Here is a 26,346-nt window from a genome sequence, read left to right as displayed (position 1 = left end):
TGTAATCGGTATCAATAGAAGCATTAGAAGTATCTTCAACACTCTCTTTAATCGTTTCGCCAGCTTGATTTCTATAATTTACGATAACATTTCCAGTCACTTCAACGTAAGAATTATATACATTGGTTATTCCTAATTTAACTGTACCTGTTATATTATCAGATGACGATACATATTTATAAACTTTACCATTGAATGTTATTCGGTCTTCATGCGTTCCTGTATAACTTTCACCTATAAGTGTGCCTTTAGGTTTGACAGTTTGTGTTTCTGTCAACTTAGTAGTTGTACCTTGAATATAATTGTCAAGTAATACAGTCCCTGCTTTATTATAGCTAAAGAATTTATAACTTAAATTAGGCTTAGTTAAAACGAAAGGTGAAGGCAATTTACTTGTAATTGCTAACCAGTACCCGCTATCAAACTCTGAATCCCTACGCATGGTAAACGAGATAACATCGCCATTATCTATTACACCAGCGATACTAGTCTTATAAAAATCCGGATGGTTATATCTATCTGGGATATTTTGTGTCGGACTACTTGCAGCTAAACGATTATCAGATTGTTTTTCAACATACGAACCAGTTATTTTTACTGGTTTGAAGTTATAGTCTGCTATCCCCTCTTCATGCTTCTTTCCATCAGCACGTATCGTTTTTGACAAACTTGTCAGTGCCAATATAGCTGGAGTTGCTTGCTTAAATTGGATGATATTATCATTCTCGTCATAAAAACGAATTTTTACACCATATTTAGAAGGAGCAGTTAAGTTATAAAAAGTATAAATCCCCTTAGTTGGATCTTTCTCAGCAAAACCGATTATTCCTATCCCATTATTTAAATTTGTTACTTCATAAACAACTTTAGCAATTTTTGTACCATTATAGCTAGAATTTTGTAGATTTGTGTAAGTAGCTGTTATAGTTTGACCTTTGTTAATTTTGGGAATCACAAAATTCCCTGATGCAGAAGTTTTGTATGCAGCTATTGGATTATTAGCAAATGTCCTACCACTACCTATATATTCTTCATATGAGTACGCTCTAGGCGCATCTTGCTGACCAAATTCAGTTGTACCTGTAATTGATAGGTGAGCATTTGGTTCGTTTTCAAATTTCAGTCCTTGAGTTACAACTTCACTAAGATAACCTGGTTTTTGAGTATTACTCTGTGCAGTTGCATAGTCGTTTTTATATTTATCAACTGCCTCCTTTATTTTTTGGGCCTGCTCTTTCTCACGAGTGACAGCCTCAGCTTCTAAAGTTGCAACCTCTTCTTTAATATTCGCAGTTCCAATATTTTCTGTCGTCTCTTGCTTTGCTTCAATCCCATTATTCTTGGCTTCTGTTACAGCGTCTTTTAATTCTTGATTTTCAACTGTTACATTTGGATTTTGATTTTCTGTCTGTGCAGTAGATAGCATTGCTTGAGAAGCGGCTGCAGTAGGTGCTGTTGCAGCTGCTCTACTAGTTGAACTCATAGTAGTGGCTGAATCAGCCTTTGTAGTTGTCAGAGTAGTATTATCTTCTTGTCTAGCCATTTGTGATTGTACAACAAGACTTGTATTTGACGCTTCAGCTATAGGTATAGGTGCTGTTGTTTTAGGACTTTCAATATCATCAGCCGCCACACTCTTGTGTAAACTAAACATTGCGATTATTCCAAATATAATAACACCAACAGTCCCGTAAATTTTATTTTTACGAATTGAGCCATGACCTTGAAGTTCATTATTTTTTCTAAACATGCTAGTATCCTTTTTATAAATTATTTATCTTATCTATTCCTGAAGGTATAACTATATATGGAAATAGAAGAGTTTCATTACTAATTACAACTATATTATTACTTGTAATCACGTTAAAGATATCATTATATATTATACTTTGATAATTGGAATAATTCAACTAATATGATACTAAAATACATGAAAAACACATGTAAAATGTACTTAAAATAAAGATAGCTGCAAAGTTGTTCACAGCTATCTTATAATGAGATGAAGATTGTTCGTTTTATCTACATTTCTTTTGTTGTTTTCAAATTATCATTTCCAAAAGAAAGACCCGTACCATGAGGTAGGGACTTTCAATTCTTATTTCGCAATTGGGTAAACAGAAACTTGTTTTTTATCGCGACCTTTGCGTTCAAAGCGTACAACGCCTTCCACTTTCGCAAACAAAGTGTCATCTCCACCGCGTCCAACATTGACACCTGGATAGATGTGAGTACCGCGTTGACGATAAAGAATTGATCCACCAGTTACAGTTTGTCCGTCAGCCGCTTTAGCCCCAAGACGTTTTGCTTGTGAATCACGTCCGTTAGATGTAGAACCTCCACCTTTTTTGTGGGCGAAAAGTTGCAGATTAGCAAGATTCATTTTCAACATAATGTTTTTCCTCCGTGTTAGTTTTCTGTGATAACTCTTGTTTGGACGAACTCAGCTGAGTCCTCCGATAAGTTTGCCATACCTAAGAAGAATGATTCAAAGAAAAGTTGAGTCATTTCTCTTTGGTGAGATGGAATATCTGTAGGAATCTCTACCCGTAAGAATCCACCTTCTTCTTCGTTTAATTCTAAGATTGGTTCATAGCCTGCGAATTTTTCAATCGAATTGATGAAATTTATGGCAAGCGTAGAAACCGACGCACACACGACATCAAAGCCGTATTCGCCACTTTCGGCGTGTCCAGTAATTTCTGCACTCCTCAGCTCACCATCCTCGGCTCGTTCAAAGACTGCTTGTATCATGTGCTCTCCTTAAAAATTAAGCGTTGATTGCATTGATGACAACCTTAGTATATGGTTGTCGGTGACCTTGTTTACGATGGCTACCTTTTTTAGGTTTGTACTTGTAAGTAACAACTTTCTTTTGTTTTCCTTGCTTTTCAACAGTTCCAACAACAGTAGCTCCAGAAACAAGCGGAGTTCCGACAACAGTGTTTTCACCACCAACAAGAACAACTTCGTCAAATGTTACATCTTGACCAGCTTCAACGTCCAATTTTTCAACGTAAACTGCTTGACCAACTTCAACTTTAACTTGTTTGCCGCCAGTTTTAATGATTGCGTATGTGCTCATTATGCACCTCCTATGAATTTTACGGGTTTCCCCTAATTTTGTGAAGACTCGCCTAGCATCGTGGGACGAACCACTTATGACGATGTTCGAGCGGTTGCACAGGCTGTGCATAGTCAACTCTATAAGTATAGCATTTCTGATAGCCTTTGGCAAGTATTTTTTATCAAAAGACTAACTCAGTAGCTTTTAGTAATTTTTAATAATTTCCCAGAATAACTTCCAATCTCAAAATCCGTTCTTATTACAACAATCCCTCAATCATTTCATCCACCTCGTCTGTTTCTGCTTCTGGTGTAATTTCAGTAATGATGATACCAGCAACAGCACGTTCCACTAAAGCATCCACATCCATACGTGCTTCGTATTGCTCGGCATTTTTTATCTTTGGATTGGTTTTAGGCCTGTCTGGCGCAAAGATGGTACAACAATCTTCAAAGGGTTGAATCGAGATATTAAATGTATCAATCTTTTCAGCAATGTCAATGATTTCTAGTTTATCCATAGTCACGACTGGACGAATAATTGGAGTATTGGTGACAGCATTGATCGCTTGCATACTCTCTAGCGTTTGGCTAGCAACTTGACCAAGACTTTCTCCGTTTATGATAACAAGTCCCCCGCGTTCTTCACGAATGCGATCTGTAATGCGCATCATAAAGCGACGAGTTAGGGTCATCAGATAAGCTTCTGGTGCTTTCGCTTTAATTTCTTCTTGAATTTCCGTGAATGGCACTTCAATAAATTGAATACTGCCACCAAATTTGGTTAATTTGCGCGTCAAATTTTGCGCCTTTTTGAGAGCACCGGGACTTGTATAAGGGGGGCTAGCAAAGTGCACCGCTTCAATATCCACTCCACGTTTTAGAGCTAGATAGCCTGCAACGGGTGAATCAATCCCGCCTGACAGCATCAGCATGCCTTTTCCAGATGTTCCGACAGGAAGACCGCCTGCTCCACGAATCGTTTCATAGGACAGATAGGCTGCTTCTTCGCGGATTTCTACTTGCAGTGTAATATCTGGTGCTTTCATCTTGACTTGAACATGTGGAATCGCATCAAAGACTGCATTTCCCAAGGTCTGGTTCAATTCACGACTATCCAATTCAAAATTGTGGTCACTGCGTTTGCTGGCAATCTTAAAAGTCATCCCCTCTTTGTAAATTTCTTTCATAATTGTCTGCACCGCTTCAACCAAAGCAGGAACTGATTTTTCAATCTTATAAGACGGCGAGAAATTTTGAATCCCAAAAATCTGTTTAAGCGATTCTGCAACAGGTTGATAGTCCGTTCCGTGAAGATAGACATGTGCACGATCTCGGTCTGCTTTCACATGCACATCTGGGTAAATAGAGAGGACTGCTTGCATATTGCGTTTCAATTTGTTAATAAAACGCATGCGATTTTTTCCTTTGGTTGAAAGCTCGCCGTAACGAACCATAATTTCTGAATATTGCATTGTTTACCTTACTTTTCTAGTTTTTTCATAAATGAGTTTAAACGTTGTCAGAAATTGCTCAATCTGACTCATATCATTATCGGCATCCAGACTAATTCGCACAGCCGTTTGAGCCAGGGATTTTTCAACACCCATAGCTATTAAGGTTCCAGCTGGTTTGCCAGCTTTAGAGGAACAAGCACTCGTAGTAGATATATAAATATCATACTCTTCAAAAGCATGGACCACTACTTCTCCTCGTACCCCCTTGATACCAATAGTTAGAATATGCGGTGCAAAATTTTCTGTTCCTGAAAAAATTGTTACATCAGGGTATTTAGCTAGCTCTTCTAGGATAATCCCTTTCATCTTGGCTGTCCGTGTAGTGAAGGATCCCAGATTTTCTATAGATAAACGCAAAGCTTTTGCCATTGCTACAATACCAGCCAGGTTTTCAGTCGTAGAACGCTTATCTGATTCTTGACCACCACCATTCAACAGCGGGCTGATTTTCTTACCAGACTTGATATAGACAAAACCAACACCCCGTAATCCATGAAATTTATGACTAGAAAATGTCGCAAAGTCCACGCGCTCGGTCAAGTAATCTTTCGTTGGAATCTTAGCTATGGCTTGTACTGCATCCACATGAAAAGAAATAGTTGGCTTGTCCGCTAAAAGTTCTGAAATAGCTGCAATTGGTTGAACAGAGCCGATTTCATTGTTGATCGCCATGACTGAAATTAAAGTCGTATCCGATCGGATAAGGGTAGCTAATTTTTCAACATCTACAAAACCTTTTTTATCAACAGGCGCAAAATCCACTTCAAAACCTTGCTGCATCAGCCAGAGAGCGGATTCTTTCACTGCTGGATGCTCAATAGCAGATACAATGATATGCTTACCATAGTGCGCTTTTTCAAAAGCCACACCCTTGATAACCCAATTATCACCTTCCGTCCCTCCAGACGTAAAGAAAATCTCTTGAGAGGATTTACCGAGAAGCTCCGCAATTTGCTTGCGAGATGCATCTAACAAGCGGGTCGCCTGATTGCCCAAACTGTGGAGACTAGAAGGATTTCCCCAAATTTTAGAAGCAACTTCTGTATAGGTAGCCAAAGCCTCTGGGTAAGGCTTGGTCGTTGCTGAATTGTCTAAATAAATCATCTTAAATCTCTCCATTTCAATACTCCTATTGTAACACGAAAAAGAAATGGGGACAACAGCAAGACTTGAAATGAAAAGACCCTCCAAGTTTTGACTTGAAGAGCCATGAAGGCTAATCATAAAATTCATGCAAGAGAGCGGATAGTTCCTGTTGTTGTTCGATGAGGCTTTGACCGATTGTAGTTGATTTTATCAAAGTTCGCTCACGGACATGCTCAATCACTCTCTTCAAGGATGAGAGATCTACAGCCTTCTCAATCATTTTTTGCACATTTTGAAAAGGTTGGTGTGTGACAATTTGAAAACCATATGAATTATTGAGCAAGGAATAGCCAGCAATTCCCGTTTTCTTTTGATAGGCTTCACACAAACCACCGTCAATAACGAACAGCATTCCTTCACCTCGAATTGGAGATTCGCCTTTCAACGTTTTTACAGGTGTATGCCCATTTACAATCCTAGAATCTTCAGAAAAGAGACCGAATTCTTCCAAAATCAACTTGCAAATCTTAGCAGAATTCCGATAGGAGAAATATGGATTTTCCTTTTCAACGTGCGTTTCCTTATCCTCAATAAAATAACGCTCTAAGGTGGTCATCTTATCCTTGCCAAACAAGGGAGACAGTTTTCCATTCCAACAATACCAGATAAGATCCGTTGAGAAATCGTCTTGAATCTCTGGATTTTTAGAACTTTCTCGAATGTGATATTCAAAAAAGTTGAGCAATTCTTTACCAGCATAGCGAATTTCATTGATCTGTAAAGGTTGAAAATCTCCAGATTCTTCCAAAGGAATGCAGCCATGAAAAAGGAGGTGATTATTATAAATCTTATACATCGAACCCTTGTTCATCAAAAAAGAAATGTGACGTTTGATTTGAATCGAATGTTGAAAAGAATCTAGCAAAGTAGCAACCACTTCCTCTTCCTCGTCTGTCAGCTGATCTGGCTGTTGAGGATTGATTGTTTGGAAGCAAGTATTAGCTAAAAAATGCTTCTTTTCTCCAACTAGAATACTCTCTTCCCAATAATCAATCTTATCAAGCGTCAAGTTTTGAGCCATATCAAACTCCGGCCGCCTTTTAATCAGTTGATTTTCCAATTTAAACTGAATGATTGCTAGTGCTTGGTGAACCTTTTCCAACTGGAGAATTTCTTTAGGAGAATAGCGGTCGCTTCGTTTTCCTAAGTTGGGCTTAAATTTCGCATTTTCCGAATAGGTCTTTTCGGCAAAAAGAACGAGCGGTCTTAGATTGAGACCATAAGCTCTCTCAATATCGTAAAGATAGCCATATCTAGCAGCTATTCGCAAGAGAATAAGCAAACATTCTTTCGAGCCAAAGAAAGCCCCCATCCAGATAATATCGTGATTGCCCCATTGAATATCCACAGAATGATAAGCCATGATTTCATTCATTACTTTATCTGCGGCTGCCCCGCGGTCAAAAATATCGCCAACTATATGAAGATGATCAATGATTAACTGCCGAATGACCTTTGCTAATGCCGAAATAAACTGACTTGCCTCGCCTAAATCAATCAAATAGTTCTGAATCGTTTCAAAATAAATATTGCTATCCGGCAAATTTCGATCTGTATAGAGCAATTCTTCAATCACATAAGCATATTGTGGCGGCAAAGCCTTTCTCACTTTGGAACGAGTGTATTTTGCTGCCACAAAAGTTAGCAAAGTCAACAAGTTTTGAATAATTTCTCCATACCGGCTCTTGTCTTTCAAAGGATAAAGAAAACCATCGCTCAAAACTTCCTGAGGATAAGCAATCAGCAAGGTCAGCTTGTCTTTTTCCGCTTTTGATAATTCCTCTCCAAAGCAGTCGTTGATTTTTTCATTCAGATTCCCCGCACAGGTCCTTAGGATATAGTCAAAAGCCTCAAACTCACCGTGAATATCGCTAAGATACAATTCTGTCCCTTTTGGCAAATTTAAAATAGCTTCCAGATTGATTAACTCTGTAATGACTTTTTGTTTGGAATCAAACTCTTTTAATAAAATTCGTTTGTATTGTTCCATTCGTTCACCTCGTTTAAATACAGCACCTTAGGGCTTTAATTCTTATTTTGAAGCTAGAGATTTTAAGTGTTCTTCAATAATGCAAGCCGTCTCTTCAATAGATTTATCTGTCATATTGATAACATGAGCCTGATATTTTTGGAAAACTTTTTTAGAATAGTCCAATTCTTCATAAATTTTTTCAATATCTGTATAGCTTGTAGCTTGTGTCAAACCGAGCGCATCCAGACGGTTACTTCTCACTTTTGCCAATTTATCTGGGTCACACACCAAGCCTATCATTCTTCTTCTATCTACTTTATCCAAGACTTGCGGTAGCGGAACCTCTGGAATCAAGGGAAGATTGGATACTTTGTAGCCTTTATTAGCTAAATAGATGCTGAGCGGAGTCTTGGAAGTTCGAGAAACTCCTAAAATCACAAGATCCGACTCCAAAAATCCTTGTGGGTTCTTGCCGTCGTCATATTTAACAGCAAATTCAATAGCAGAGATTTTATTGAAATATTCCGTGTCCAAACGGTGCAGAACTCCTGGCACCTCAATCGGTTGCGTGCCTGTTTTTTCTTTGATGATTTCAAAAAATGGGTTCATCAAATCCAGATAAGACAAATGATTGACTCTGCTAAATTCCCTCGCAGTTGCTGCTAAATGACTGTCTACTAAGGTACTGATAACAACTGCGTCATCTTTGATAGCGTCCTGCAAAATATCCAACAATTCAGATTCCTTATTGATAAAAGGAAACCGATAGCTATTGTTGAAAATCAAATCTGGATATTGAGCCATAACGGCTGATAGTAATTTTTGGGATGTTCCTCCCAAAGAATCAGAAATGGCGTAAATGGTAATCTCTTGTTTCATGAAAACTCCTTTTTTATCTATTCACTTCTGCATTTCTAGCTTCTTGGATAATAAAGTCCAACAAGGCTGATTTAGTAATTGTTCCGATAATATGACCTTCATTTTGCTCCTCCACAACAGGCAAGGAATCAATGGCAAAATCCTGCAAAAGTGCCGCAGCTTCAAGGATATTCAAATCCTTATGGCAGGTTTTTATATGTGGCATTCTGGTCATGCAAACGGCTACTGGTGTCACATCAATATTGGCATTGAGCGCCGCTCTTAACAAATCCTTTCGCGATAAAATACCTAGTAGCTGCTTTTTTTCATCTATCACATAGAGAACATCTGCATCATACATAAATAAAGTAATAATGGCATCTTGAATAAACGAATCGTGCGCCACCAATACTGGTGAGGTCATGACATCTTCAACTTTCTTCTGAAAAGTATCAAAGAAAAAGAGCGTTTCCAAATCCGAACCAGCATAAGTGTAGCCAACTTTCGGACTTGCTTTTAAAATCCCCACTAAGGTTAGAAAGGATAAATCTGAGCGCAAAGTTGCTCTAGACACATCTAGCAGTTCTGAGATTTTTTCACCGCTAACTGGTTGATCTTTCTTTACAATCTCAACGATCTCTTTTTGTCGTTTTGTTAATTTCAACTTTTACTCCTTTTCCAATATCAATTTCAAATCATTATTATGTGTCATATTATAACAAATAAAACTCTTTTGTCAACGATTTATGATTTGTTTTTTCAGTTGACAAACATATATGATGTATATTACAATGTATTTGTCTTTTATTATGACACATATTTAATAAATTGGAGGCAAAAATGGATAAATGGATTTATTCTTTTGAAGAAGGACGCGCTGAAGACAAGGCGCTACTAGGTGGTAAGGGTGCCAATTTGGCAGAAATGACCCATTTGGGGCTGCCTGTACCTGAGGGATTTACGATTACAACTCAAAGTTGTCTACGTTATTTAGAAGCTCCTTCCTTTTTTGAATCTATTTTAAAAGAGGAAATTTTGAAAGCGATTACTAAACTAGAAACCAAAACGAATAAATTTTTCATGGGGAATGAACCCTCACTACTACTGGTTTCTGTCCGTAGTGGAGCTAAAATTTCTATGCCTGGTATGATGGACACGATTCTCAATCTTGGTCTAAATGACTTGCGTGTTCAGACTTTAGCAGATGCGACAAATGCCAATTTCGCTTACAATTGTTATCGGCGTTTATTGCAGATGTTTGCTGATGTCGTTTACGGCATTCCCAAAGAAGAATTCGACCAATGCTTAGAAAAAAACGAAAAACAGTTGAGTAAGAAGGTCAATGACTTTTCAAAAGAAGAACACCAATCACTTATTCAACAATATAAAGAACTCTATCAAGAACACTATCAAAATTTCCCACAAAACCCTAAAGAGCAACTCTACGCTGCTATCAAAGCGGTATTCAAATCATGGAACAATCCACGCGCTAAAGTCTACCGTGAACTAAACCACATTCCACATGATTTAGGTACGGCTGTCAATGTCCAGAGTATGGTATTTGGCAATAGCGACCAAAAAAGCGGCACAGGCGTTGTTTTCACCAGAAATCCTGCCACTGGTGAACATCATCTGTTTGGGGAATTTTTGCTCAATGCTCAAGGAGAAGATGTCGTTGCCGGTATTCGGACTCCAGAGCCGATTGACTCTCTTAAACGAATCTTACCACAGGCCTATGAAGATTTTTGCAACTACGCCAAGATTCTTGAAAAACACTACAAAGATATGCAAGATATTGAATTTACTATTGAAAAAGAAAAACTTTATATCCTGCAAACTCGAAACGGAAAACGGACGGCTAAAGCAAGCTTAAAAATTGCTTTGGATTTAGTGAGCGAAAAAATGATTTCAAAGCAAGAAGCTCTCTTGCGAGTCAGTCCTTCTACCATTGACCAACTGATTCACCCTGTTTTTGAAGAAAAAGCTTTAACATCAGCTCATCACTTAACTCAGGGGCTTCCCGCTAGTCCAGGTGCCGCAACAGGAGAAATTGTCTTTACTGCCGAGCGCGCCAAAGAATTTCATGCACTTGGAAAGAAAGTGATTTTAGTTCGCCAAGAAACTTCTCCCGAAGACATTGAAGGAATGGTAGTTAGTCAAGCAATCGTGACCAGTCACGGTGGCATGACTTCTCATGCAGCCGTTGTAGCTCGTGGCATGGGCACTTGTTGTGTCGCAGGATGCGGAGAATTATCTATCAATGAAGACGGAAAAACACTTGTATGCGGTAAGGTAACCTTAAAAGAGGGAGACATCCTTTCTGTAGACGGCACTTCCGGCAAACTCTACATTGGAAGCATTCCAACCACTATGATTGATAATAATGACGAATTACAACTGTTCCTTTCTTGGGCAGATGAGATTGCACAGCTAACCGTTCGAGCGAATGCCGAAACCATTCAAGATTTGAAAACAGCTGTTCAATTTGGAGCCAAAGGCATTGGTCTTGCTCGTACAGAGCATATGTTCTTTGGTGAGGAACGGATTTTAGAAATGCGCAGATTGATTTTATCAACGAATGAAATCGAAACTAAGTCTGCTTTAATGACACTTTTGGCATTTCAAGAAGAAGATTTCTATCAGATGTATCAAACCATTCAAGATAAACCGATGATTGTCCGCTTGCTAGATCCGCCTATGCACGAATTTTTACCAAAAACACAACAGGAAATTGAGCAATTAGCTAGGAAATTGCAAGTACCTCTTGATACACTAATGCGGAAAATCACTTCTCTACAAGAAACGAACCCAATGCTGGGACATCGTGGTTGCCGCTTAGGAATTACACAGCCTGAAATTTATAAAATGCAGGTAGAAGCCATTTTTAATAGCGCTATAAGACTAGCAAAAGAAGGCATGATCATTAAGCCAGAAATCATGATTCCTTTAATTGCAGAAAAGTCGGAGTTACTTTCAATCAAAACATCTCTTTGTCAGCATATTGATAAGATTTTCAAGAAACATCACATGCAGCCATTCCCTTATGAAATCGGTACAATGATTGAACTGCCGCGCGCTTGTTTCATCGCAGATCAGTTAGCCGAGGAAGCAGACTTCTTTAGTTTTGGTACCAATGATTTGACGCAAATGACCTATGGTTTTTCTCGTGATGATATTGGAAAATTTATCCAGCATTACAAAGAGGGAGAAATCATGTCATTTGATCCATTCCAAACCATTGACCGAGCTGGAGTGGGCGAGCTCATGAAAATAGCTATTTCAAAAGCTCATCAAGTAAAGCCAGAACTTCCAATTGGTATTTGTGGTGAAGTCGGAGGAGATCCTGCTTCTATTCCTTTCTTCCAAGAGATTGGCATTACTTATGTTTCTTGCTCACCTTATCGCGTTCCTGCTGCACGATTAGCTGTTGCGCAAGCACATCTTTCCTAGTTCCTTCCTTATAAGTGAATCAGCTCTTTCTATCTGCTAACAGGACAGACAAGGATGGAGCTGATTTTTTGTAAAAGGTAATTTTTTCAATCAATTTTCGATTGCTTTACATGAAATTTTCAACATTTTAAATTTTTTTAAGACAATTTTAAATAAAGAGGGTATAATGAAGATGAGAAAGGAGATTATCAACTCACAATGGAAAATTATTCTCGAAAAAACAAAACTTCAACTACTAAAGAAGAAAAAGCGCCTACTCGTCACCATATCAAAAAAGGGCTGTCAGCTTTTCAAAAGACCCTTGCTACGATTGGGAGTATTCTTGGGATTATCACCGCAACAATCACAATCCTGACTTTCATGAATAACAATAAATCTGATAACAAAACAAAAACCAGTCAGACAACACAAACAACTATTATCAAAGAAATTCAGAAAGAAACAACAACAGACGGGGCTCAATCTAGCAACACGACTGCTACTAGTCAAGGCGAAACAGAAACAAGTAGCGCTAGTTCTGACACCACGCAGTCTAGCAATACATCAAACGATATTAGCTCTAGTCAGACAAGTAGCAAAACGACTGACAACGACACAAATACAACTACTTCAAGCTCTAGTAATTAAAAAAACGGAAGTGAGACAACCAATCAGATCAATGTCTGGGAGTTGCTCAACTTCCGTTATTTTTTATATTTAATTTTATACTCTCAATGAAAATCAAAAAGTTTGAATGAGATTCACTGCGTGAACCTTGTCCTACGACTTCAACTGGCTTCCAGAAGGTTTTTGATGGAAACCTTGCTTCCTTTATCCGCAGTCTTTAATAGTTCCTCGGGCTGTTAAAGTTTACGAAGTTCGAAACAATTTTCACGGAGCATTATTTCCGATACATTTTCACTTGAAGATACAAGTCATTATAAATTCCTAGCCATTTTGAGCCGAGCTGTTGATAAACTTCTAAGTGCTTCAGAGTTTCCTCATCTGGGTAAAAAGCTTTGTCCTCTTGGATTTCTTTTGGCAGCATCGTCTTAGCAGGCATGTTAGGCGTTGAGTAGCCAACATACAAAGCATTTTTATAGGCATTTTCAGGTCTTAACATAAAGTTAATAAATTGATAAGCAGCTTTTTTATTTTTAACTGTTTTAGGAATGACAATATTGTCAAACCAAAGATTGCTGGCTTCTGTTGGAACAACATAGCGAAGTTTGTCGTTTTTCTCTAACATTTGCCGTGCTTCTCCTGAAAAACTAACACCAATCGCCGCATTGTTTTGAATCATATAGCCTTTCATCTCGTCTGCTACAATGGCTTTGATATTAGGCGTTAATGTATAAAGCTTATCAACCGCTTCTTGTAATTGCTTAGTATTTTTAGAATTGAGGCTATAACCTAAAGCATTTAGCCCGACACCCATTACCTCGCGCGCTCCATCAATCATCATAATAGAGTTTTTATATTCAGGTCGCCACAGGTCACTCCAATGCTTAGGTGCTGTTTTGACCAATTCAGTGTTGTAGACAATGCCTAGCGTTCCCCAAAAGTAAGGAATGGAGTATTGATTTTGGGGATCAAATGATTGATTTAAAAACCGATTTCCAATATTTTCTAAGCCTTTAATCTGAGAATGATCCAGCTTTTCTAATAAGTGCTCCGACATCATTTTTGAAATCATGTATTCACTGGGAATAGCAATATCGTAGGTTGTCCCGCCCTGTTTAATCTTCGTGTACATGGATTCGTTGGAATCAAAGGTTTCATATTGGACTTGGACACCGGTTTCTCTGGTGAACTTCGTCAGCAACTCTGAATCAATGTAGTCTCCCCAATTGTAGATGACTAATTTGTCACCAGAACCGATTTTTGTCCGACTTTCAATGTGATGGCTCAAGCCCCAGAGGATAAGGATAATAGCAACAATGCCCATTAAAAATGAATAAAGCTTTTTCATGCCGCATCCTCCTTCTCACGAGAAATAAAGTAATAACCAATCACCAAAAGAATACTGAAAAGAAATACCAAAGCAGAGAGAGCATTGATTTCTAAAGAAATTCCTTGCCGAGCCCGCGAGTAAATCTCAACCGACAAGGTTGAAAAACCATTTCCAGTCACAAAGAAGGTCACTGCAAAATCGTCCAAGGAATAGGTGAACGCCATAAAATACCCTGCAATAATCGCTGGTGTCAAATAGGGCAACATGATTTCTTTTAACATCTGAACTTGGCTTGCCCCTAAATCATAGGCCGCCTTAATCATGTCGTCATTCATCTCTTTTAGCCGTGGCAATATCATCAAAACTACGATAGGAATTGAAAAGGCAATATGACTCGCCAGAACAGATAGAAAACCTAATTGAAATTTGATAGTTGTAAAAAGAATTAAGAAACTTGCCCCAATCATGACATCTGGCGCTACCATAAGGATATTATTAACCGATAAAAAGGCGTTCTGGTATTTCTTTTTGGCTTGATAAATATAAATGGCACCAAACGTTCCGATTGCTGTTGCAATCAAAGAAGATAGAAAGGCTAAGAAAAAGGTCTGCGCTAAAATGAGCATTAAGCGAGTATCACTGAACATATTTTGAAAATGCGTCAGACTAAAGCCTGTAAACTTGTTCATATCATCGCCAGCATTGAACGCATAGCCAATCAAATAAAAAATCGGCAAATAAAGAATTAAGAAGACGACTGTTAAATAAATACTAGCAGTTTTTTTCATCGCTCTCCCCTTTCTTTCGTTGCCCACATGATAACGAGCATGGCTACAATCAAGACAACACCAATGGTTGAGCCCATGCCCCAATTTTGTGTAGTCAGAAAATGCTGCTCAATGGCTGTACCTAGCGTAATAACGCGATTGCCACCGATCAAACGCGTCAGCATAAAAAGACTGAGACTGGGAATAAAGACTGACTGCACACCACTTCTCACGCCATTCATAGATAAAGGAAAAACGACACGACGGAAGGTTTCCCAACGATTGGCACCAAGATCATAGCTGGCATTGATCAGATTTTGGTCCATGTCCTCTAAAACATTAAAAATCGGCAATATCATAAAAGGCAGTTCAATATAACTGGCTACAAAAATAAAAGAGAAATCTGTAAACAGGATTTGCTGAGAGCCAATCCCAATAAAACTTAAAAATTGATTGACAGAGCCATTTTGCCCGAAAATCCCAATAAAAGCATAAGCTTTGAGAAGGAGATTGACCCAGGTCGGCAAGATAATGAGCATCAACCAAAGCTGTCTATGCTTTAGTTGTGTCAATAAAAATGCCGTTGGGTAACTGATTACTAAAGTGACAACTGTGATAATCCCCGCATATAAAACAGAATTCAAACTCATTTTGAGATAAGTCAGATTTTGCGAAGTGAAGTAGATCTTATAATTTTCAAGAGTAAAGTGACCTTCAATATTGAAAAACGACTGCCAAACAATCATGGCAACAGGCGCTAATACAAACAATAGAATCCAAAGAATATAAGGAGCAACAAAAAGATTAGAGGTTGTTTTCTTCATCGCGCTCCTCCTCAATAGCATTGATTAAGCCTGCTTCTTGCTCTTCCATTTCGACATATTCTTCAATCCGAGCGTCAAATTCTTCCTCTGTTTCATTGAGACGCATGATATGAATATCTTCTGGTTCAAAGTCCAGCCCAATCTCTTCTCCGACAATGGCTTTGCGAGTCGAATGAATCATCCACTCATTACCCAAGCCATCATAAGCGATGATTTCATAATGCACTCCGCGGAAGAGCTGGGTGTCAACCTTAACTTGAAGTTTTCCTTCTTCCGGAAGTGTAATCCGCAAATCTTCTGGACGAATGACGACTTCCACCTGCTCATTAGGACGCATTCCTCCGTCAACAGCTTCAAATCGTTTGCCATTAAATTCGACCAAATAGTCTTCAATCATCTTGCCAGGAAGAATATTGGATTCCCCGATAAACGTCGCTACAAAGTGATTGATAGGTTCATCATATATATCAACAGGTGTCCCTGACTGCACAATCTCCCCGTCATTCATCACAAAAATCCAGTCGCTCATAGCCAGCGCTTCTTCTTGGTCATGGGTGACAAAGACAAAGGTAATCCCCAGACGCTGTTGCAATTCCCGCAATTCATACTGCATGTCTGTCCGCAACTTCAAATCTAGTGCAGACAAAGGCTCATCTAACAAAACCACACGCGGTTCATTGACAATAGCACGCGCAATAGCAACCCGCTGACGCTGACCACCAGAAAGTTTGCGAATAGAGCGGTTCTCAAAACCGTCCAAACGCACCATTTTCAGGACTTCCGCAACCCGACGTTCTACTTCTTGTTTTTCAACTTTACGCAAACGCAACGGAAATGCCACATTTTCAAAAACGGTCATATGCGGAAAAAGAGCATAGGACTGAAACACCGTGTGCACATCGCGTTTATTAGTCGGAATATCGTTGATTCGGACGCCATCAAGAAAAACATCACCGCTTGAAGCATCTAACAAGCCAGCGATGATATTTAGAATGGTTGATTTTCCTGATCCAGATGCGCCTAGAAGTGTGTAAAATTTGCCTTCTTCTAACTCAAAATTGATGTCCTTTAAAACGACTGTATTGTTATCTTCAAAAACTTTTGATACATTTCTAAATTCAATGATTGGTTTGTTCAATTGCCATAAATTCCTTCTTTTTCATAGATTGACAGATTAAAGTCTTGTCCTGACTGATTTTTTAGAGAATAATATGAATGTTGCCACTAGAGACACTCATTTCTCCCCAATAATTCGGACTTCTCTTTCCAAAGTCACACCAGAATGAGCTTTCACTGTCTCAATCACATGTGCAATCAAATTTTCATAATCTGCTGCAGTTCCATTATCAACATTGACCATAAAACCTGCATGCTTTGTAGAAACTTCTACCCCACCAATGCGATGCCCTTTTAAATTTGCTTCACTAATCAATTGCCCTGCGAAATGCCCCACCGGACGTTTAAAAACAGAGCCACAAGAAGGATACTCTAAAGGCTGCTTCAATTGACGAAGGTGGGTCAAACGTTCCATTTCTTGACGAATCACACGGTGCATACCTGGTGCTAAGGCAAACTTGGCAGAAATCACCACATCACCTGTCTGTTGAACGTAAGAACGGCGATAGCCAAATTTCATGTCTTGAGCACTAATATTTTTGATTTCCCCATCCCGTGTCAACACTTTACAAGAAAGTAAAATATGCGAAATCTCACCACCATAAGCACCAGCATTCATAAAGACAGCTCCGCCAATGCTCCCTGGAATCCCGCAAGCAAACTCAAAACCTGTTAAGCTATGATGAAGTGCAATGTGTGTCGTTTCGATGAGATTAGCACCTGCTTCTGCTTCAATGGTGTAGCCATCCACTGCAACACCATTTAATTTATCAAACATAATCACAAAACCACGAATACCACCATCACGAACGATGATATTGCTAGCATTTCCTAGTACCATCCAAGGAATCTGCTCCCGATTAGCAAATTTTACCACTCGTGCCAATTCATAACGATTTCGCGGAAAAACCAGATAATCGGCAGCTCCACCTACTTTTGTATAAGTGTATTGTTTCAAAGGTTCATCAAAACGGATATCAATTCCGTTCAATTCTGATTTTAACATTTCTAAAGTTGACATTTTTTCTCTCTCTTAAACAAAATTCAATCTATTATACCAAATTTAGCAAATATTTACGATAAATTGAAGAAAATATTCTTTCAAAAAAGACCCAAATCATGGCTGAAGCCTTTATTATAGCTTTCCCAAACTATTTAAAAAGTGGATTGAAATCGCGATGTTTGTAAAATCACAATTTGAACTCCACTTTACTTTTAAATTTTTGTTTTTTCTTTACTCAAGCTCCATGTATTTTCGATATAATTAATGAACTTTATGAGTGTTGCTCGATCGCCCTCGAATGCAATGAGATAAACTTTCTCGTCTTTTTTGAAAATCCAACTAATCAAGTATTGACCTGATTTCATTATAACATTAACTTGATAAGCTTCGTTACCTGCAACCGTGCTTTTTGAACCCCAAATTTTCTTTACGTCTGCATTGTTTTGCCAATTGTAGTAAATGCGATTAGCAATCGTTTGTGCCGTAAATTCTTCTCCTTCTTTGATGTTGGCTTTTTCTTTCGTATAGGCATTCATGGTCACAATATTATAGGCAGAACCATCTGTATATTGAATACTATCGCCACCATTTACATCAGTAAACTTCACCCACTTTTTAGGAATATCAATATAACCGTAATCATCCGAACCAACACGTTGCATTTCTTCCATCTTCACATCTTTTTTCGTAGCATTTGATGAACTTGAGCTACTGCTTTCTTTTGCAGAGACTCTACTTGACGAAGATGACTGTTGTGATGATTTGGGTTTATTCCCTCCGCTTGAACTACATGCTTCTAGTGTAAAGATAAGGAGTACCGCTAAAAATAAAATCAGCCAGCTCTTTTTCTTCTTCATAACTAATTCCTCCTATCTTTTTATTTTAGCATATTTATTTAGAGTTCACAATTATTTCACGACACAAGAAAAGAGAGCATTCCACTCTCTTTATAACTTTTGTACATATCACTCATCATCCATGCTGAGGACGCTGAGGAACGCTTCTTGTGGCACTTCAACAGATCCGATGGCCTTCATCCGCTTCTTACCAGCCTTTTGTTTTTCCAAGAGCTTACGTTTACGGGAAACATCTCCACCATAACATTTGGCAAGTACATTTTTCCGTAGAGCTTTGATGTCTGTCCGTGCCACAATTTTCTGACCAATTGCTGCCTGAATCGGCACTTCAAATTGCTGACGCGGAATAATTTTCTTTAATTTTTCAACAATCAATTTTCCGCGTTCATAGGCAAATTCCTTGTGAACAATGAAGCTAAGAGCATCTACTTTGTCACCATTAAGGAGAATATCCATTTTAACGAGACTCGACTTGCGGTATTCTGAGATTTCATAGTCAAAGCTAGCATAACCACGAGTTGAGGATTTTAGTTTGTCAAAGAAATCAAAGACAATTTCTGCCAACGGAATTTGATAGATGACATTGACCCGATTTTCATCGATATAGTCCATAGTCACAAAGTCACCGCGTTTACGCTGAGCCAATTCCATGACTGCTCCGACAAATTCCTGCGGCACCATAATCTGTGCTTTGACATAAGGCTCTTCAATGGAATCAATCTTGGTCGGTTCTGGAAATTCGCTCGGATTGGAAACATCAAGGGATTCGCCGTCTGTCATATTAACCTTGTAGATAACCGACGGTGCCGTCATAATCAAGTCAATATTAAACTCTCTCTCCAAACGTTCCTGAATCACATCCATGTGGAGCAAACCGAGGAAACCACAACGGAAGCCAAAACCTAAAGCTTGAGAAGTTTCGGGTTCAAATTGAAGACTAGCATCATTAAGCTGAAGTTTTTCCAAAGCTTCCCGCAAATCATTATATTTATTGGACTCAATCGGATAAAGTCCAGCAAAAACCATCGGGTTCATCTGCTTGTAGCCATGAAGTGGTTCATCTGCTGGATTGTCCGCTAAGGTCACCGTATCTCCGACCCGAGTATCCTGCACCGTCTTGATAGAGGCTGCGATATAGCCAACATCTCCTGTTGCAAGAAAATCTCGTCCAACAGCTTTTGGAGTAAAAATACCCACTTCAGTTACATCAAAAGTCTTGCCATTACTCATGAGCTGAATGGTATCACCTGGCTTCACAACTCCGTCCATCACGCGCACTTGCAGAATAACTCCACGATAAGCATCATAAACCGAGTCAAAAATAAGGGCTTTGAGTGGTGCAGTCACATCTCCTGTCGGCGCAGGAACTTTCTCCACGATTTGCTCTAGAATCTCTTCAATCCCGATACCAGCTTTAGCCGAAGCCAACACAGCTTCGCTTGCATCCAAACCAATGACATCTTCAATCTCTGTTCGAACTCGCTCTGGATCAGCAGCTGGAAGGTCAATTTTATTGATAACTGGTAAGATTTCCAAATCATTATCTAAGGCAAGATAAACATTGGCTAAAGTTTGTGCTTCAATACCTTGTGCTGCATCGACCACCAGAATAGCCCCTTCACAGGCTGCCAACGATCGCGATACTTCATAAGTAAAGTCCACATGCCCTGGTGTATCAATCAAATGAAAAATATAAGTTTCACCGTTCTTAGCTCTATAATTGAGTTCAATCGCATTGAGCTTAATAGTAATGCCCCGCTCCCTTTCCAAATCCATACTATCTAAAAGTTGAGCTTGCATTTCCCGGCTGGATACAGTATCCGTCGCTTCCAAAATTCGATCTGCCAAGGTTGACTTACCGTGGTCAATGTGAGCAATGATGGAGAAATTCCGAATCCGCTCCTGCCGTTTTTTTAATTCATCTAAGTTCATTTTTCTCATCCTTTTCGGGTATTCTATTTATTATAACATAAGGCAGGTGACTTTTACCAGTCTTGAAAAAGCGTTCCATATCCCGTTTCATTTGTGCTATAATAAAAGCAAATACATTTACAGAAATGAGGGTGCTATGATTAAATTAATCGCATTAGATATGGATGGCACACTTTTAAATAGCCAAAAAGAAATTCCCCAAGCACATATTGATGCTATTCATGAGGCAGTTGAAAACGGAGTAAAGCTCGTTCTTTGTACAGGTCGTCCCTTGGTCGGAGTGAAACCTTACTATGAACAATTAGGGTTGAGCGGAGAAAACGAATATGTCATCATTAACAACGGCTGCTCTACTCATCAAACGAAAGATTGGAATCTTGTTGCTTGGAAAGAACTGAGTGTGAAAGACATTCTTTATCTAGATAACATTGCCAAGCAAACTCCCGCCCAATTGACTCTTTTTGATGAAGAACGTTATTTAGTGGTAGACGAAAAGCCAAGTGAGCTAGTCACTTATGACGCTAGCCTTGTTTTTACAACCCCCACAGAAATCAGCCTCAAAGAAGCTATCAGCGGCAAGAATATCATGTTCCAAGCTATGTTTCTAGCACAGCCTGATGAATTAGACACCTTTGAAAAGCAATTTGCAAGCCAGATTTGCCAGCATTTCAGCGGCGTTCGTTCCCAACCAGTCATTTACGAAGCTATGCCCAAAGGCACTACTAAAGCGACTGCTCTTAGGGAATTAGCTCAACGATTAGATATCAAGCCCCAAGAAATTATGGCAATTGGTGACGCCAATAATGACATCGAAATGCTAGAGTTTGCAGGTCTTGGTGTGGCTATGGGAAATTCCAGTGATTATGTAAAAAAACTCGCTGATTACGTTACAGATAGCAATGATGAAAACGGTGTTGCCACAGCTATTGAAAAACTCATTTTGAGTAACTAATAGGATGAATCATGAGCTTCTTTTCAAGTTCATGATTTTTATTGAAACATATTGTCATTCTTTCACTATTTGTAGATAGCCTTCCCTCCCAAAATATGATACACTAGTTACATCTATGCAAAAAGGAGAACTTATGAACTACCCTACTCTTTTAGAACGTTTTTTGACTTATGTAAAAGTAAATACGCGTTCAGATGAACATTCTACGACGACACCAAGCACACAAAGCCAAGTAGATTTTGCCAATAACATCCTCATTCCTGAAATGAAACGCGTTGGTTTGGAAAATGTATATTATTTACCAAATGGCTACGCTATCGGCACTCTTCCTGCAAATGACCCAAGTCTCACGCGCAAAATTGGTCTCATTTCCCACATGGACACAGCAGACTTCAATGCAGAAGGTGTCAATCCACAAATTATTGAAAATTATGACGGCAGTGTAATTCCGCTAGGACAATCTGGTTTTAACCTTGACCCTGCTGATTTTGATAGTCTGAAAAAATATAAGGGACAAACCTTGATTACAACTGATGGAACAACCCTTCTCGGCTCTGATGATAAATCAGGTATTGCTGAAATTATGACAGCGATTGAGTATCTGACAACTCATCCTGACATCAAGCACTGCGAAATTCGAGTTGGCTTTGGTCCAGATGAAGAAATCGGTGTCGGAGCTGATAAGTTTGATGCGACAGATTTCGATGTAGATTTTGCTTATACGATTGACGGTGGACCGCTCGGTGAACTTCAATTTGAAACCTTCTCTGCAGCTAGTGCAGAAATTATTTTCCAAGGACGCAATGTCCACCCAGGCACTGCCAAAGGACAAATGATCAATGCTCTGCAATTAGCTATTGACTTTCATAATCAATTGCCAGACGGTGCTCGCCCTGAACTAACAGACGGCTACGAGGGCTTCTATCATCTTATGAATGTAGAAGGAACTGTCGAAGAAGCAAAAGCAAGTTATATCATTCGTGACTTCGACACAGCAACTTTTGAGCAACGCAAAGAACTCATGCGCTCTATTGCCGCTAAAATGAATGCAACGCTTGGCGGTGAACGCGTTCAGCTAGAGCTTAAAGATCAGTACTACAATATGCGCCAAGTCATTGAAAAAGACATGACACCTATCAATATTGCAAAGGCTGTTATGGAAAAATTGGACATCAAGCCAATTATCGAACCTATTCGTGGCGGAACAGACGGCTCAAAGATTTCCTTTATGGGCATTCCAACACCAAATATCTTTGCCGGCGGTGAAAATATGCATGGGCGCTTTGAATATGTCAGTCTGCAAACAATGGAACGCGCTGTTGATACCATTATTGGTATCGTTTCTTACAAAGACTAACATTCCATAACTCTATCAAAAAACTGCAACTCTCATCAAAGCTGAGTTGCAGTTTTAATTTATCTTCTGCGAATGTATTGCACCATTCTAAAAGTTAAAAATGCTAGTAAAATAATAGCTACGAGCCAGATTGTTTTCAACAAATAAAATTGTATCAAATAAGTGGAAACAATCGCTCCTGTCACAAAACTTCCTAATAAAGCAACGAAGAAAATACCTTCCGCTAAGCAAATTTTTTCTTTTGTCCGCACATAAGTACCAAAAGCAACCATTGTTTTTTTGATATTGCCCGTCATAAAGGAATTATTGTAGACAATACCGTCCACTTCACCAAAAGCTGTTGCCACCAACCCCATACAAAAACCAATCGGTGGAACAATGAAAAGGTTGGACACAGTTACTGGTAGAAATCCTGTAAGCCCACAAACCAAAATCAGTGGAAGAATGCTGGATAAGCGCCATAAAGAATTTTCAAAGTTATTTTTGAAAATAGTTAGCACAAAAATGCCTAGCATAAAAGCCAGCATCGTTGCTAACTTCACTTCTATTTCTCCTGTCTCATGATGAATCAATTCAACTGACAAGAAAACAACGTTTCCTGTTTGGCCCGCAACCAATGTCCCGCCTCTTTCAATAAATGTATAAGCATCAATAAATCCCGCACAAAAAGTCAGCAGACAGGCAAAAAATTTCGATCGCGAATGAAACTCTCTTTTTCTTTTTACACTATTTATCATCATCACCTAAAAAGTCTAGCACTCCCTCACTAGACTTCCTTTCTATTACTCTCTTGCTTCCTGCAAGATTTTTTCAATTTTCGTTGTAATCAAATCAATCGCCACTGTATTAGAAGCTCCTTCTGGAATAATCACATCCGCATAGCGCTTCGTAGGCTCAATAAATTGATGATACATGGGTTTTACCACACCTAAATATTGCTCAATGACACTGTCTAAACTACGTCCACGCTCATCCATATCACGCTTAATCCGACGAATAATCCGAACATCATCATCCGTATCAACAAAAATCTTAATGTCCATTAAATCACGTAAGCGTTTGTCCTCTAAAACCAGAATTCCTTCTACAATAAAGACATCTTGCGGATCTTGACGATACGTTTTATCACTGCGTGTATGAGCTGTATAGTCATACGTCGGAATATCTACCGGACGTCCTGCCAACAATTCCTTGATTTGCGCAATCATCAAATCTGTATCAAAAGCAAAAGGGTGGTCATAGTTGGTCTTGATTCGCTCTTCAAACGTCAAATGTGACTGATCCTTATAATAAGAATCATGCTCAATCATAGAAATCTTTTCATTTGGGAAATTTGACAGAATGGCTCTTGAAACACTCGTCTTACCGCCACCAGAACCACCAGTTACTCCAATAATAATCGGTCTATTTTGCATTATTCACTCCATTTTTTATCATCTTACCTATTTTACACCAAATCATGATATAATGAAAGAGGTAAATTAAAATAAATGACAAGACAAAAAATAAGGAGAAAACGATGTTAAAACTCGGAACGATTGGAACAGGAGACATTGTTCACCAATTTGTCAAGGCTGCTCATTCGACAAAAGAGTATCAATTGACTACGGTATATTCACGGACGATACAAGCTGCTCAAGCATTTGCCAGTCATTATGAAAATGTAGATTGCTACACAGATATGGCTGATTTTTTAACTAGTGATATAGACATTATTTATATTGCAAGCCCCAATTCTCTGCATTTTCCACAAGCAAAAGCTGCTATTTTAGCAAGCAAACATGTAATTGTAGAAAAACCTGCTGTCTCACGCCCAGAAGAATGGGCTGAATTGATAACATTAGCTCAAGAACAGCATGTATACATTTTTGAAGCAGCTCGTAACTATCATGAGCAATCATTTGATGTCATTTCAGATTTTCTCAAAAATAAAACGATTCTTGGAGCACATTTCACCTATGCGAAGTATTCTTCCAAAATGCCAGCTCTGTTAGCTGGACAAGAGCCAAACGTCTTTTCTGCTAAGTTTTCAGGCGGTGCTCTAATGGACTTAGGCATTTATCCTGTCTATGCAGCCATACGACTTTTTGGAGCACCAGAAAATGCTTATTACACCGCTCAGCAGTTACCAAATACAGTTGATCTAAATGGAGTAGGAAGTTTAATCTATCCAGAATTTCAAGTGACTATCCAAACCGGAAAAAATATCAATAGCTTTTTCCCTGCTGAAATTTACACAACAGACGGTACGCTAACCTTAAATTCAATCGAATTCATCACTTCTGCTGTTTTCCAAAATCTAAACAAGGAGAAAACAACTCTTGAAATCACACGCTCTTCTCACACCATGGCTGAAGAAGCCAAACGATTCGCTCAAGTATTAAACGGTGAAATAAAACAAGAAGTTTACCAAAACTGGCTAGATGCTACTGCAACCGTGCATAAAATCCTATTTAGCATGCGCCAAGATGCTGGCATTAGATTTGAGGCTGATGATGATAACAACTAAATTTCCCCAAAGTTGGCAAGACCAACTCACCAAACTTGGCTTTGAGCATTTAACTCCCATTCAAGACCAACTCTTTCAGCCTATTACAGAGGGTGAAAATGTCCTTGGGATAAGCCCTACCGGCACTGGAAAAACACTCGCCTACCTTTTCCCAACTCTTCTAAAACTAAAACCTAAGAAATCCCAGCAATTACTTATCTTAGCCCCCAACACTGAGTTAGCTGGACAGATTTTTGACGTTACTAAAACGTGGGCTGAACTACTTGACTTAACAGCTCAACTCTTTCTATCTGGTTCCAGTCAAAAACGACAAATTGAACGATTAAAAAAAGGTCCTGAAATTCTCATTGGAACACCTGGACGCATTTTTGAACTCATCAAACTAAGAAAAATCAAAATGATGAATGTTGATACAATCATTCTGGATGAATTTGATCAACTGCTTAGCGATTCGCAATATCATTTCGTTCAGCAGATCCTGCACTATGTACCACGTGAACATCAATTGATTTACATGAGTGCGACTGCTAAGTTTGACCAAGACAAGCTTGCTGAAAATACTCTGCTCATCAAACTAGAAGAGCAACAGCTTGACAATATTCAACATTTTTATATGCAAGTTAAACAGCGCGATAAAGTTGAATACTTGCGAAAGCTGGCTCAAGTCTCAGAATTTCGTGCTCTTGTCTTTTTCAATGCTCTCTCAGACTTAGGAAATGCTGAGGAAAAACTACAATATCGTCAGATTCAGGCCGTGTCTTTGGCAAGTGATGTCAATATTAAATTCCGCAAAGTCATCTTGGAGCAATTTAAAAACGACGAACTCACACTCTTACTTGCTACCGACTTGGTAGCTAGAGGAATTGATATTGATTCTCTCGAATGTGTCATCAACTATGACCTGCCTCGCGATCTTGAAACCTATACACACCGTGCTGGACGAACCGGCCGTATGGGCAAAGAAGGCTATGTCATTACATTCGTCAGCCACCCAGAAGAATTAAAAACGCTTAAAAAATATGCTCATGTTCAAGAAATTATCTTAAAAGATCGTGAACTCTATGTGAAATAAAAAGAGTATAGAAAA

Annotated in this window: 24 protein-coding genes and 1 other annotated feature; of the genes, 6 read left to right on the top strand and 18 right to left on the bottom strand. The window is 38.9% G+C overall.

Features of this window, described 5'->3' with window-relative positions; genetic code table 11:
- The 9 genes from RG565_RS08205 to RG565_RS08165 form a co-directional block, all read right to left on the bottom strand.
- On the bottom strand, nucleotides 1-1,750 hold a 1,750-nt coding region (locus tag RG565_RS08205), incomplete at its 3' end, for a GbpC/Spa domain-containing protein (protein ID WP_308937467.1).
- A 348-nt stretch (nucleotides 1,751-2,098) separates the two neighbouring features.
- Complete coding sequence (rpmA, locus tag RG565_RS08200) at nucleotides 2,099-2,392, bottom strand: 50S ribosomal protein L27 (protein WP_003032879.1); 294 nt, start codon at nucleotides 2,390-2,392, stop codon at nucleotides 2,099-2,101.
- A 17-nt stretch (nucleotides 2,393-2,409) separates the two neighbouring features.
- Nucleotides 2,410-2,754 (bottom strand): ribosomal-processing cysteine protease Prp, encoded by a 345-nt coding sequence (locus RG565_RS08195; RefSeq protein ID WP_003032850.1) that lies wholly within the window; start codon nucleotides 2,752-2,754, stop codon nucleotides 2,410-2,412.
- Between the two features lie 16 nt (nucleotides 2,755-2,770).
- The gene (rplU, locus tag RG565_RS08190) at nucleotides 2,771-3,085 is read right to left on the bottom strand and encodes a 50S ribosomal protein L21 (protein ID WP_003024987.1); all 315 of its coding nucleotides are present in this window, start codon (nucleotides 3,083-3,085) and stop codon (nucleotides 2,771-2,773) included.
- 34 nt (nucleotides 3,086-3,119) lie between these two features.
- Nucleotides 3,120-3,191: a sequence feature (ribosomal protein L21 leader region), on the bottom strand.
- A gap of 135 nt (nucleotides 3,192-3,326) precedes the next feature.
- A complete protein-coding gene (gene thiI, locus RG565_RS08185) occupies nucleotides 3,327-4,541 on the bottom strand; it encodes a tRNA uracil 4-sulfurtransferase ThiI (protein WP_247936696.1) in 1,215 nt (404 codons plus the stop codon).
- A 3-nt stretch (nucleotides 4,542-4,544) separates the two neighbouring features.
- Complete coding sequence (locus RG565_RS08180; protein WP_247936718.1) at nucleotides 4,545-5,687, bottom strand: cysteine desulfurase family protein; 1,143 nt, start codon at nucleotides 5,685-5,687, stop codon at nucleotides 4,545-4,547.
- Nucleotides 5,688-5,799: 112 nt separating this feature from the next.
- Nucleotides 5,800-7,719: a fructose-1,6-bisphosphatase gene (locus RG565_RS08175; RefSeq protein WP_247936697.1), complete on the bottom strand. Its 1,920-nt coding sequence runs from the start codon at nucleotides 7,717-7,719 to the stop codon at nucleotides 5,800-5,802.
- A gap of 42 nt (nucleotides 7,720-7,761) precedes the next feature.
- Entirely contained in the window at nucleotides 7,762-8,580 is an 819-nt protein-coding gene (locus tag RG565_RS08170) for a pyruvate, water dikinase regulatory protein (RefSeq protein WP_003027505.1), read from the bottom strand.
- A 13-nt stretch (nucleotides 8,581-8,593) separates the two neighbouring features.
- Nucleotides 8,594-9,223 (bottom strand): CBS domain-containing protein, encoded by a 630-nt coding sequence (locus RG565_RS08165; protein ID WP_003040398.1) that lies wholly within the window; start codon nucleotides 9,221-9,223, stop codon nucleotides 8,594-8,596.
- A gap of 176 nt (nucleotides 9,224-9,399) precedes the next feature.
- On the opposite strand from RG565_RS08165, the gene ppdK reads away from it, so the two are divergent.
- Both ppdK and RG565_RS08155 read left to right on the top strand, forming a co-directional pair.
- Nucleotides 9,400-12,009 carry a pyruvate, phosphate dikinase gene (ppdK, locus tag RG565_RS08160; RefSeq protein ID WP_247936698.1) on the top strand — a complete coding sequence of 870 codons (2,610 nt, stop codon included), beginning with the start codon at nucleotides 9,400-9,402 and terminating at the stop codon, nucleotides 12,007-12,009.
- A gap of 198 nt (nucleotides 12,010-12,207) precedes the next feature.
- Complete coding sequence (locus RG565_RS08155; protein WP_003027515.1) at nucleotides 12,208-12,636, top strand: DUF6556 family protein; 429 nt, start codon at nucleotides 12,208-12,210, stop codon at nucleotides 12,634-12,636.
- Nucleotides 12,637-12,889: 253 nt separating this feature from the next.
- On the opposite strand, the gene RG565_RS08150 is transcribed toward RG565_RS08155, so the two are convergent.
- From RG565_RS08150 to lepA, 7 genes are all read right to left on the bottom strand, one after another.
- The gene (locus RG565_RS08150) at nucleotides 12,890-13,960 is read right to left on the bottom strand and encodes an ABC transporter substrate-binding protein (RefSeq protein ID WP_247906081.1); all 1,071 of its coding nucleotides are present in this window, start codon (nucleotides 13,958-13,960) and stop codon (nucleotides 12,890-12,892) included.
- The gene (locus tag RG565_RS08145) at nucleotides 13,957-14,730 is read right to left on the bottom strand and encodes an ABC transporter permease (RefSeq protein WP_106382539.1); all 774 of its coding nucleotides are present in this window, start codon (nucleotides 14,728-14,730) and stop codon (nucleotides 13,957-13,959) included. Before RG565_RS08145 ends, RG565_RS08150 begins: the two co-directional genes overlap by 4 nt.
- On the bottom strand, nucleotides 14,727-15,533 hold the full coding sequence (locus tag RG565_RS08140; protein WP_106083721.1) for an ABC transporter permease: 807 nt from the start codon (nucleotides 15,531-15,533) through the stop codon (nucleotides 14,727-14,729). The genes RG565_RS08145 and RG565_RS08140 overlap by 4 nt, the downstream gene beginning before the upstream one ends.
- Entirely contained in the window at nucleotides 15,514-16,671 is a 1,158-nt protein-coding gene (locus RG565_RS08135) for an ABC transporter ATP-binding protein (protein ID WP_247936699.1), read from the bottom strand. Before RG565_RS08135 ends, RG565_RS08140 begins: the two co-directional genes overlap by 20 nt.
- Nucleotides 16,672-16,767: 96 nt before the next feature.
- A complete protein-coding gene (gene murB / locus RG565_RS08130; RefSeq protein WP_003025014.1) occupies nucleotides 16,768-17,670 on the bottom strand; it encodes a UDP-N-acetylmuramate dehydrogenase in 903 nt (300 codons plus the stop codon).
- A gap of 194 nt (nucleotides 17,671-17,864) precedes the next feature.
- A complete protein-coding gene (locus tag RG565_RS08125) occupies nucleotides 17,865-18,509 on the bottom strand; it encodes a hypothetical protein (protein ID WP_247936700.1) in 645 nt (214 codons plus the stop codon).
- Between the two features lie 108 nt (nucleotides 18,510-18,617).
- On the bottom strand, nucleotides 18,618-20,441 hold the full coding sequence (gene lepA / locus RG565_RS08120) for a translation elongation factor 4 (RefSeq protein WP_049534294.1): 1,824 nt from the start codon (nucleotides 20,439-20,441) through the stop codon (nucleotides 18,618-18,620).
- 136 nt (nucleotides 20,442-20,577) lie between these two features.
- Here lepA and RG565_RS08115 point away from each other — a divergent pair, with 136 nt between their 5' ends.
- Both RG565_RS08115 and pepT read left to right on the top strand, forming a co-directional pair.
- Entirely contained in the window at nucleotides 20,578-21,393 is an 816-nt protein-coding gene (locus RG565_RS08115; protein ID WP_049534292.1) for a Cof-type HAD-IIB family hydrolase, read from the top strand.
- A gap of 133 nt (nucleotides 21,394-21,526) precedes the next feature.
- The gene (pepT, locus tag RG565_RS08110) at nucleotides 21,527-22,750 is read left to right on the top strand and encodes a peptidase T (RefSeq protein ID WP_247936701.1); all 1,224 of its coding nucleotides are present in this window, start codon (nucleotides 21,527-21,529) and stop codon (nucleotides 22,748-22,750) included.
- Between the two features lie 59 nt (nucleotides 22,751-22,809).
- Here pepT and RG565_RS08105 read toward each other — a convergent pair whose 3' ends face one another.
- Together RG565_RS08105 and udk are read right to left on the bottom strand one after the other, a co-directional pair.
- Entirely contained in the window at nucleotides 22,810-23,490 is a 681-nt protein-coding gene (locus RG565_RS08105; protein WP_164558146.1) for a YoaK family protein, read from the bottom strand.
- A 42-nt stretch (nucleotides 23,491-23,532) separates the two neighbouring features.
- On the bottom strand, nucleotides 23,533-24,165 hold the full coding sequence (gene udk, locus RG565_RS08100; protein ID WP_003039926.1) for a uridine kinase: 633 nt from the start codon (nucleotides 24,163-24,165) through the stop codon (nucleotides 23,533-23,535).
- A gap of 104 nt (nucleotides 24,166-24,269) precedes the next feature.
- Between udk and RG565_RS08095 the strand changes: the two genes are divergently transcribed.
- The gene (locus RG565_RS08095; RefSeq protein ID WP_247936702.1) at nucleotides 24,270-25,259 is read left to right on the top strand and encodes a Gfo/Idh/MocA family protein; all 990 of its coding nucleotides are present in this window, start codon (nucleotides 24,270-24,272) and stop codon (nucleotides 25,257-25,259) included.
- Complete coding sequence (locus tag RG565_RS08090) at nucleotides 25,243-26,331, top strand: DEAD/DEAH box helicase (protein WP_247936719.1); 1,089 nt, start codon at nucleotides 25,243-25,245, stop codon at nucleotides 26,329-26,331. The genes RG565_RS08095 and RG565_RS08090 overlap by 17 nt, the downstream gene beginning before the upstream one ends.
- Nucleotides 26,332-26,346: the final 15 nt, after the last annotated feature.

This window comes from Streptococcus sp. IsoGale021, from assembly GCF_031142795.1.
Classification (GTDB): Bacteria; Bacillota; Bacilli; order Lactobacillales; family Streptococcaceae; genus Streptococcus; species Streptococcus hominis.
Note: the sequence above shows the minus strand (reverse complement) of the source record. Positions and strands in the feature narration are given on the sequence as shown.

Bases quoted from the DNA above. Each gene is read 5' to 3' on its own strand.
- RG565_RS08115 (WP_049534292.1), top strand. From the start codon at position 20,578: ATGATTAAATTAATCGCATTAGATATGGATGGCACACTTTTAAATAGC.
- RG565_RS08095 (WP_247936702.1), top strand. From the start codon at position 24,270: ATGTTAAAACTCGGAACGATTGGAACAGGAGACATTGTTCACCAATTT.
- rplU (WP_003024987.1), bottom strand. From the start codon at position 3,085: ATGAGCACATACGCAATCATTAAAACTGGCGGCAAACAAGTTAAAGTT.
- RG565_RS08180 (WP_247936718.1), bottom strand. From the start codon at position 5,687: ATGATTTATTTAGACAATTCAGCAACGACCAAGCCTTACCCAGAGGCT.
- rpmA (WP_003032879.1), bottom strand. From the start codon at position 2,392: ATGTTGAAAATGAATCTTGCTAATCTGCAACTTTTCGCCCACAAAAAA.
- thiI (WP_247936696.1), bottom strand. From the start codon at position 4,541: ATGCAATATTCAGAAATTATGGTTCGTTACGGCGAGCTTTCAACCAAA.
- RG565_RS08125 (WP_247936700.1), bottom strand. From the start codon at position 18,509: ATGAAGAAGAAAAAGAGCTGGCTGATTTTATTTTTAGCGGTACTCCTT.
- RG565_RS08140 (WP_106083721.1), bottom strand. From the start codon at position 15,533: ATGAAGAAAACAACCTCTAATCTTTTTGTTGCTCCTTATATTCTTTGG.
- RG565_RS08195 (WP_003032850.1), bottom strand. From the start codon at position 2,754: ATGATACAAGCAGTCTTTGAACGAGCCGAGGATGGTGAGCTGAGGAGT.
- ppdK (WP_247936698.1), top strand. From the start codon at position 9,400: ATGGATAAATGGATTTATTCTTTTGAAGAAGGACGCGCTGAAGACAAG.
- udk (WP_003039926.1), bottom strand. From the start codon at position 24,165: ATGCAAAATAGACCGATTATTATTGGAGTAACTGGTGGTTCTGGTGGC.
- murB (WP_003025014.1), bottom strand. From the start codon at position 17,670: ATGTCAACTTTAGAAATGTTAAAATCAGAATTGAACGGAATTGATATC.
- RG565_RS08150 (WP_247906081.1), bottom strand. From the start codon at position 13,960: ATGAAAAAGCTTTATTCATTTTTAATGGGCATTGTTGCTATTATCCTT.
- RG565_RS08145 (WP_106382539.1), bottom strand. From the start codon at position 14,730: ATGAAAAAAACTGCTAGTATTTATTTAACAGTCGTCTTCTTAATTCTT.
- RG565_RS08155 (WP_003027515.1), top strand. From the start codon at position 12,208: ATGGAAAATTATTCTCGAAAAAACAAAACTTCAACTACTAAAGAAGAA.
- RG565_RS08175 (WP_247936697.1), bottom strand. From the start codon at position 7,719: ATGGAACAATACAAACGAATTTTATTAAAAGAGTTTGATTCCAAACAA.
- RG565_RS08090 (WP_247936719.1), top strand. From the start codon at position 25,243: ATGATGATAACAACTAAATTTCCCCAAAGTTGGCAAGACCAACTCACC.
- pepT (WP_247936701.1), top strand. From the start codon at position 21,527: ATGAACTACCCTACTCTTTTAGAACGTTTTTTGACTTATGTAAAAGTA.
- lepA (WP_049534294.1), bottom strand. From the start codon at position 20,441: ATGAACTTAGATGAATTAAAAAAACGGCAGGAGCGGATTCGGAATTTC.
- RG565_RS08105 (WP_164558146.1), bottom strand. From the start codon at position 23,490: ATGATGATAAATAGTGTAAAAAGAAAAAGAGAGTTTCATTCGCGATCG.
- RG565_RS08170 (WP_003027505.1), bottom strand. From the start codon at position 8,580: ATGAAACAAGAGATTACCATTTACGCCATTTCTGATTCTTTGGGAGGA.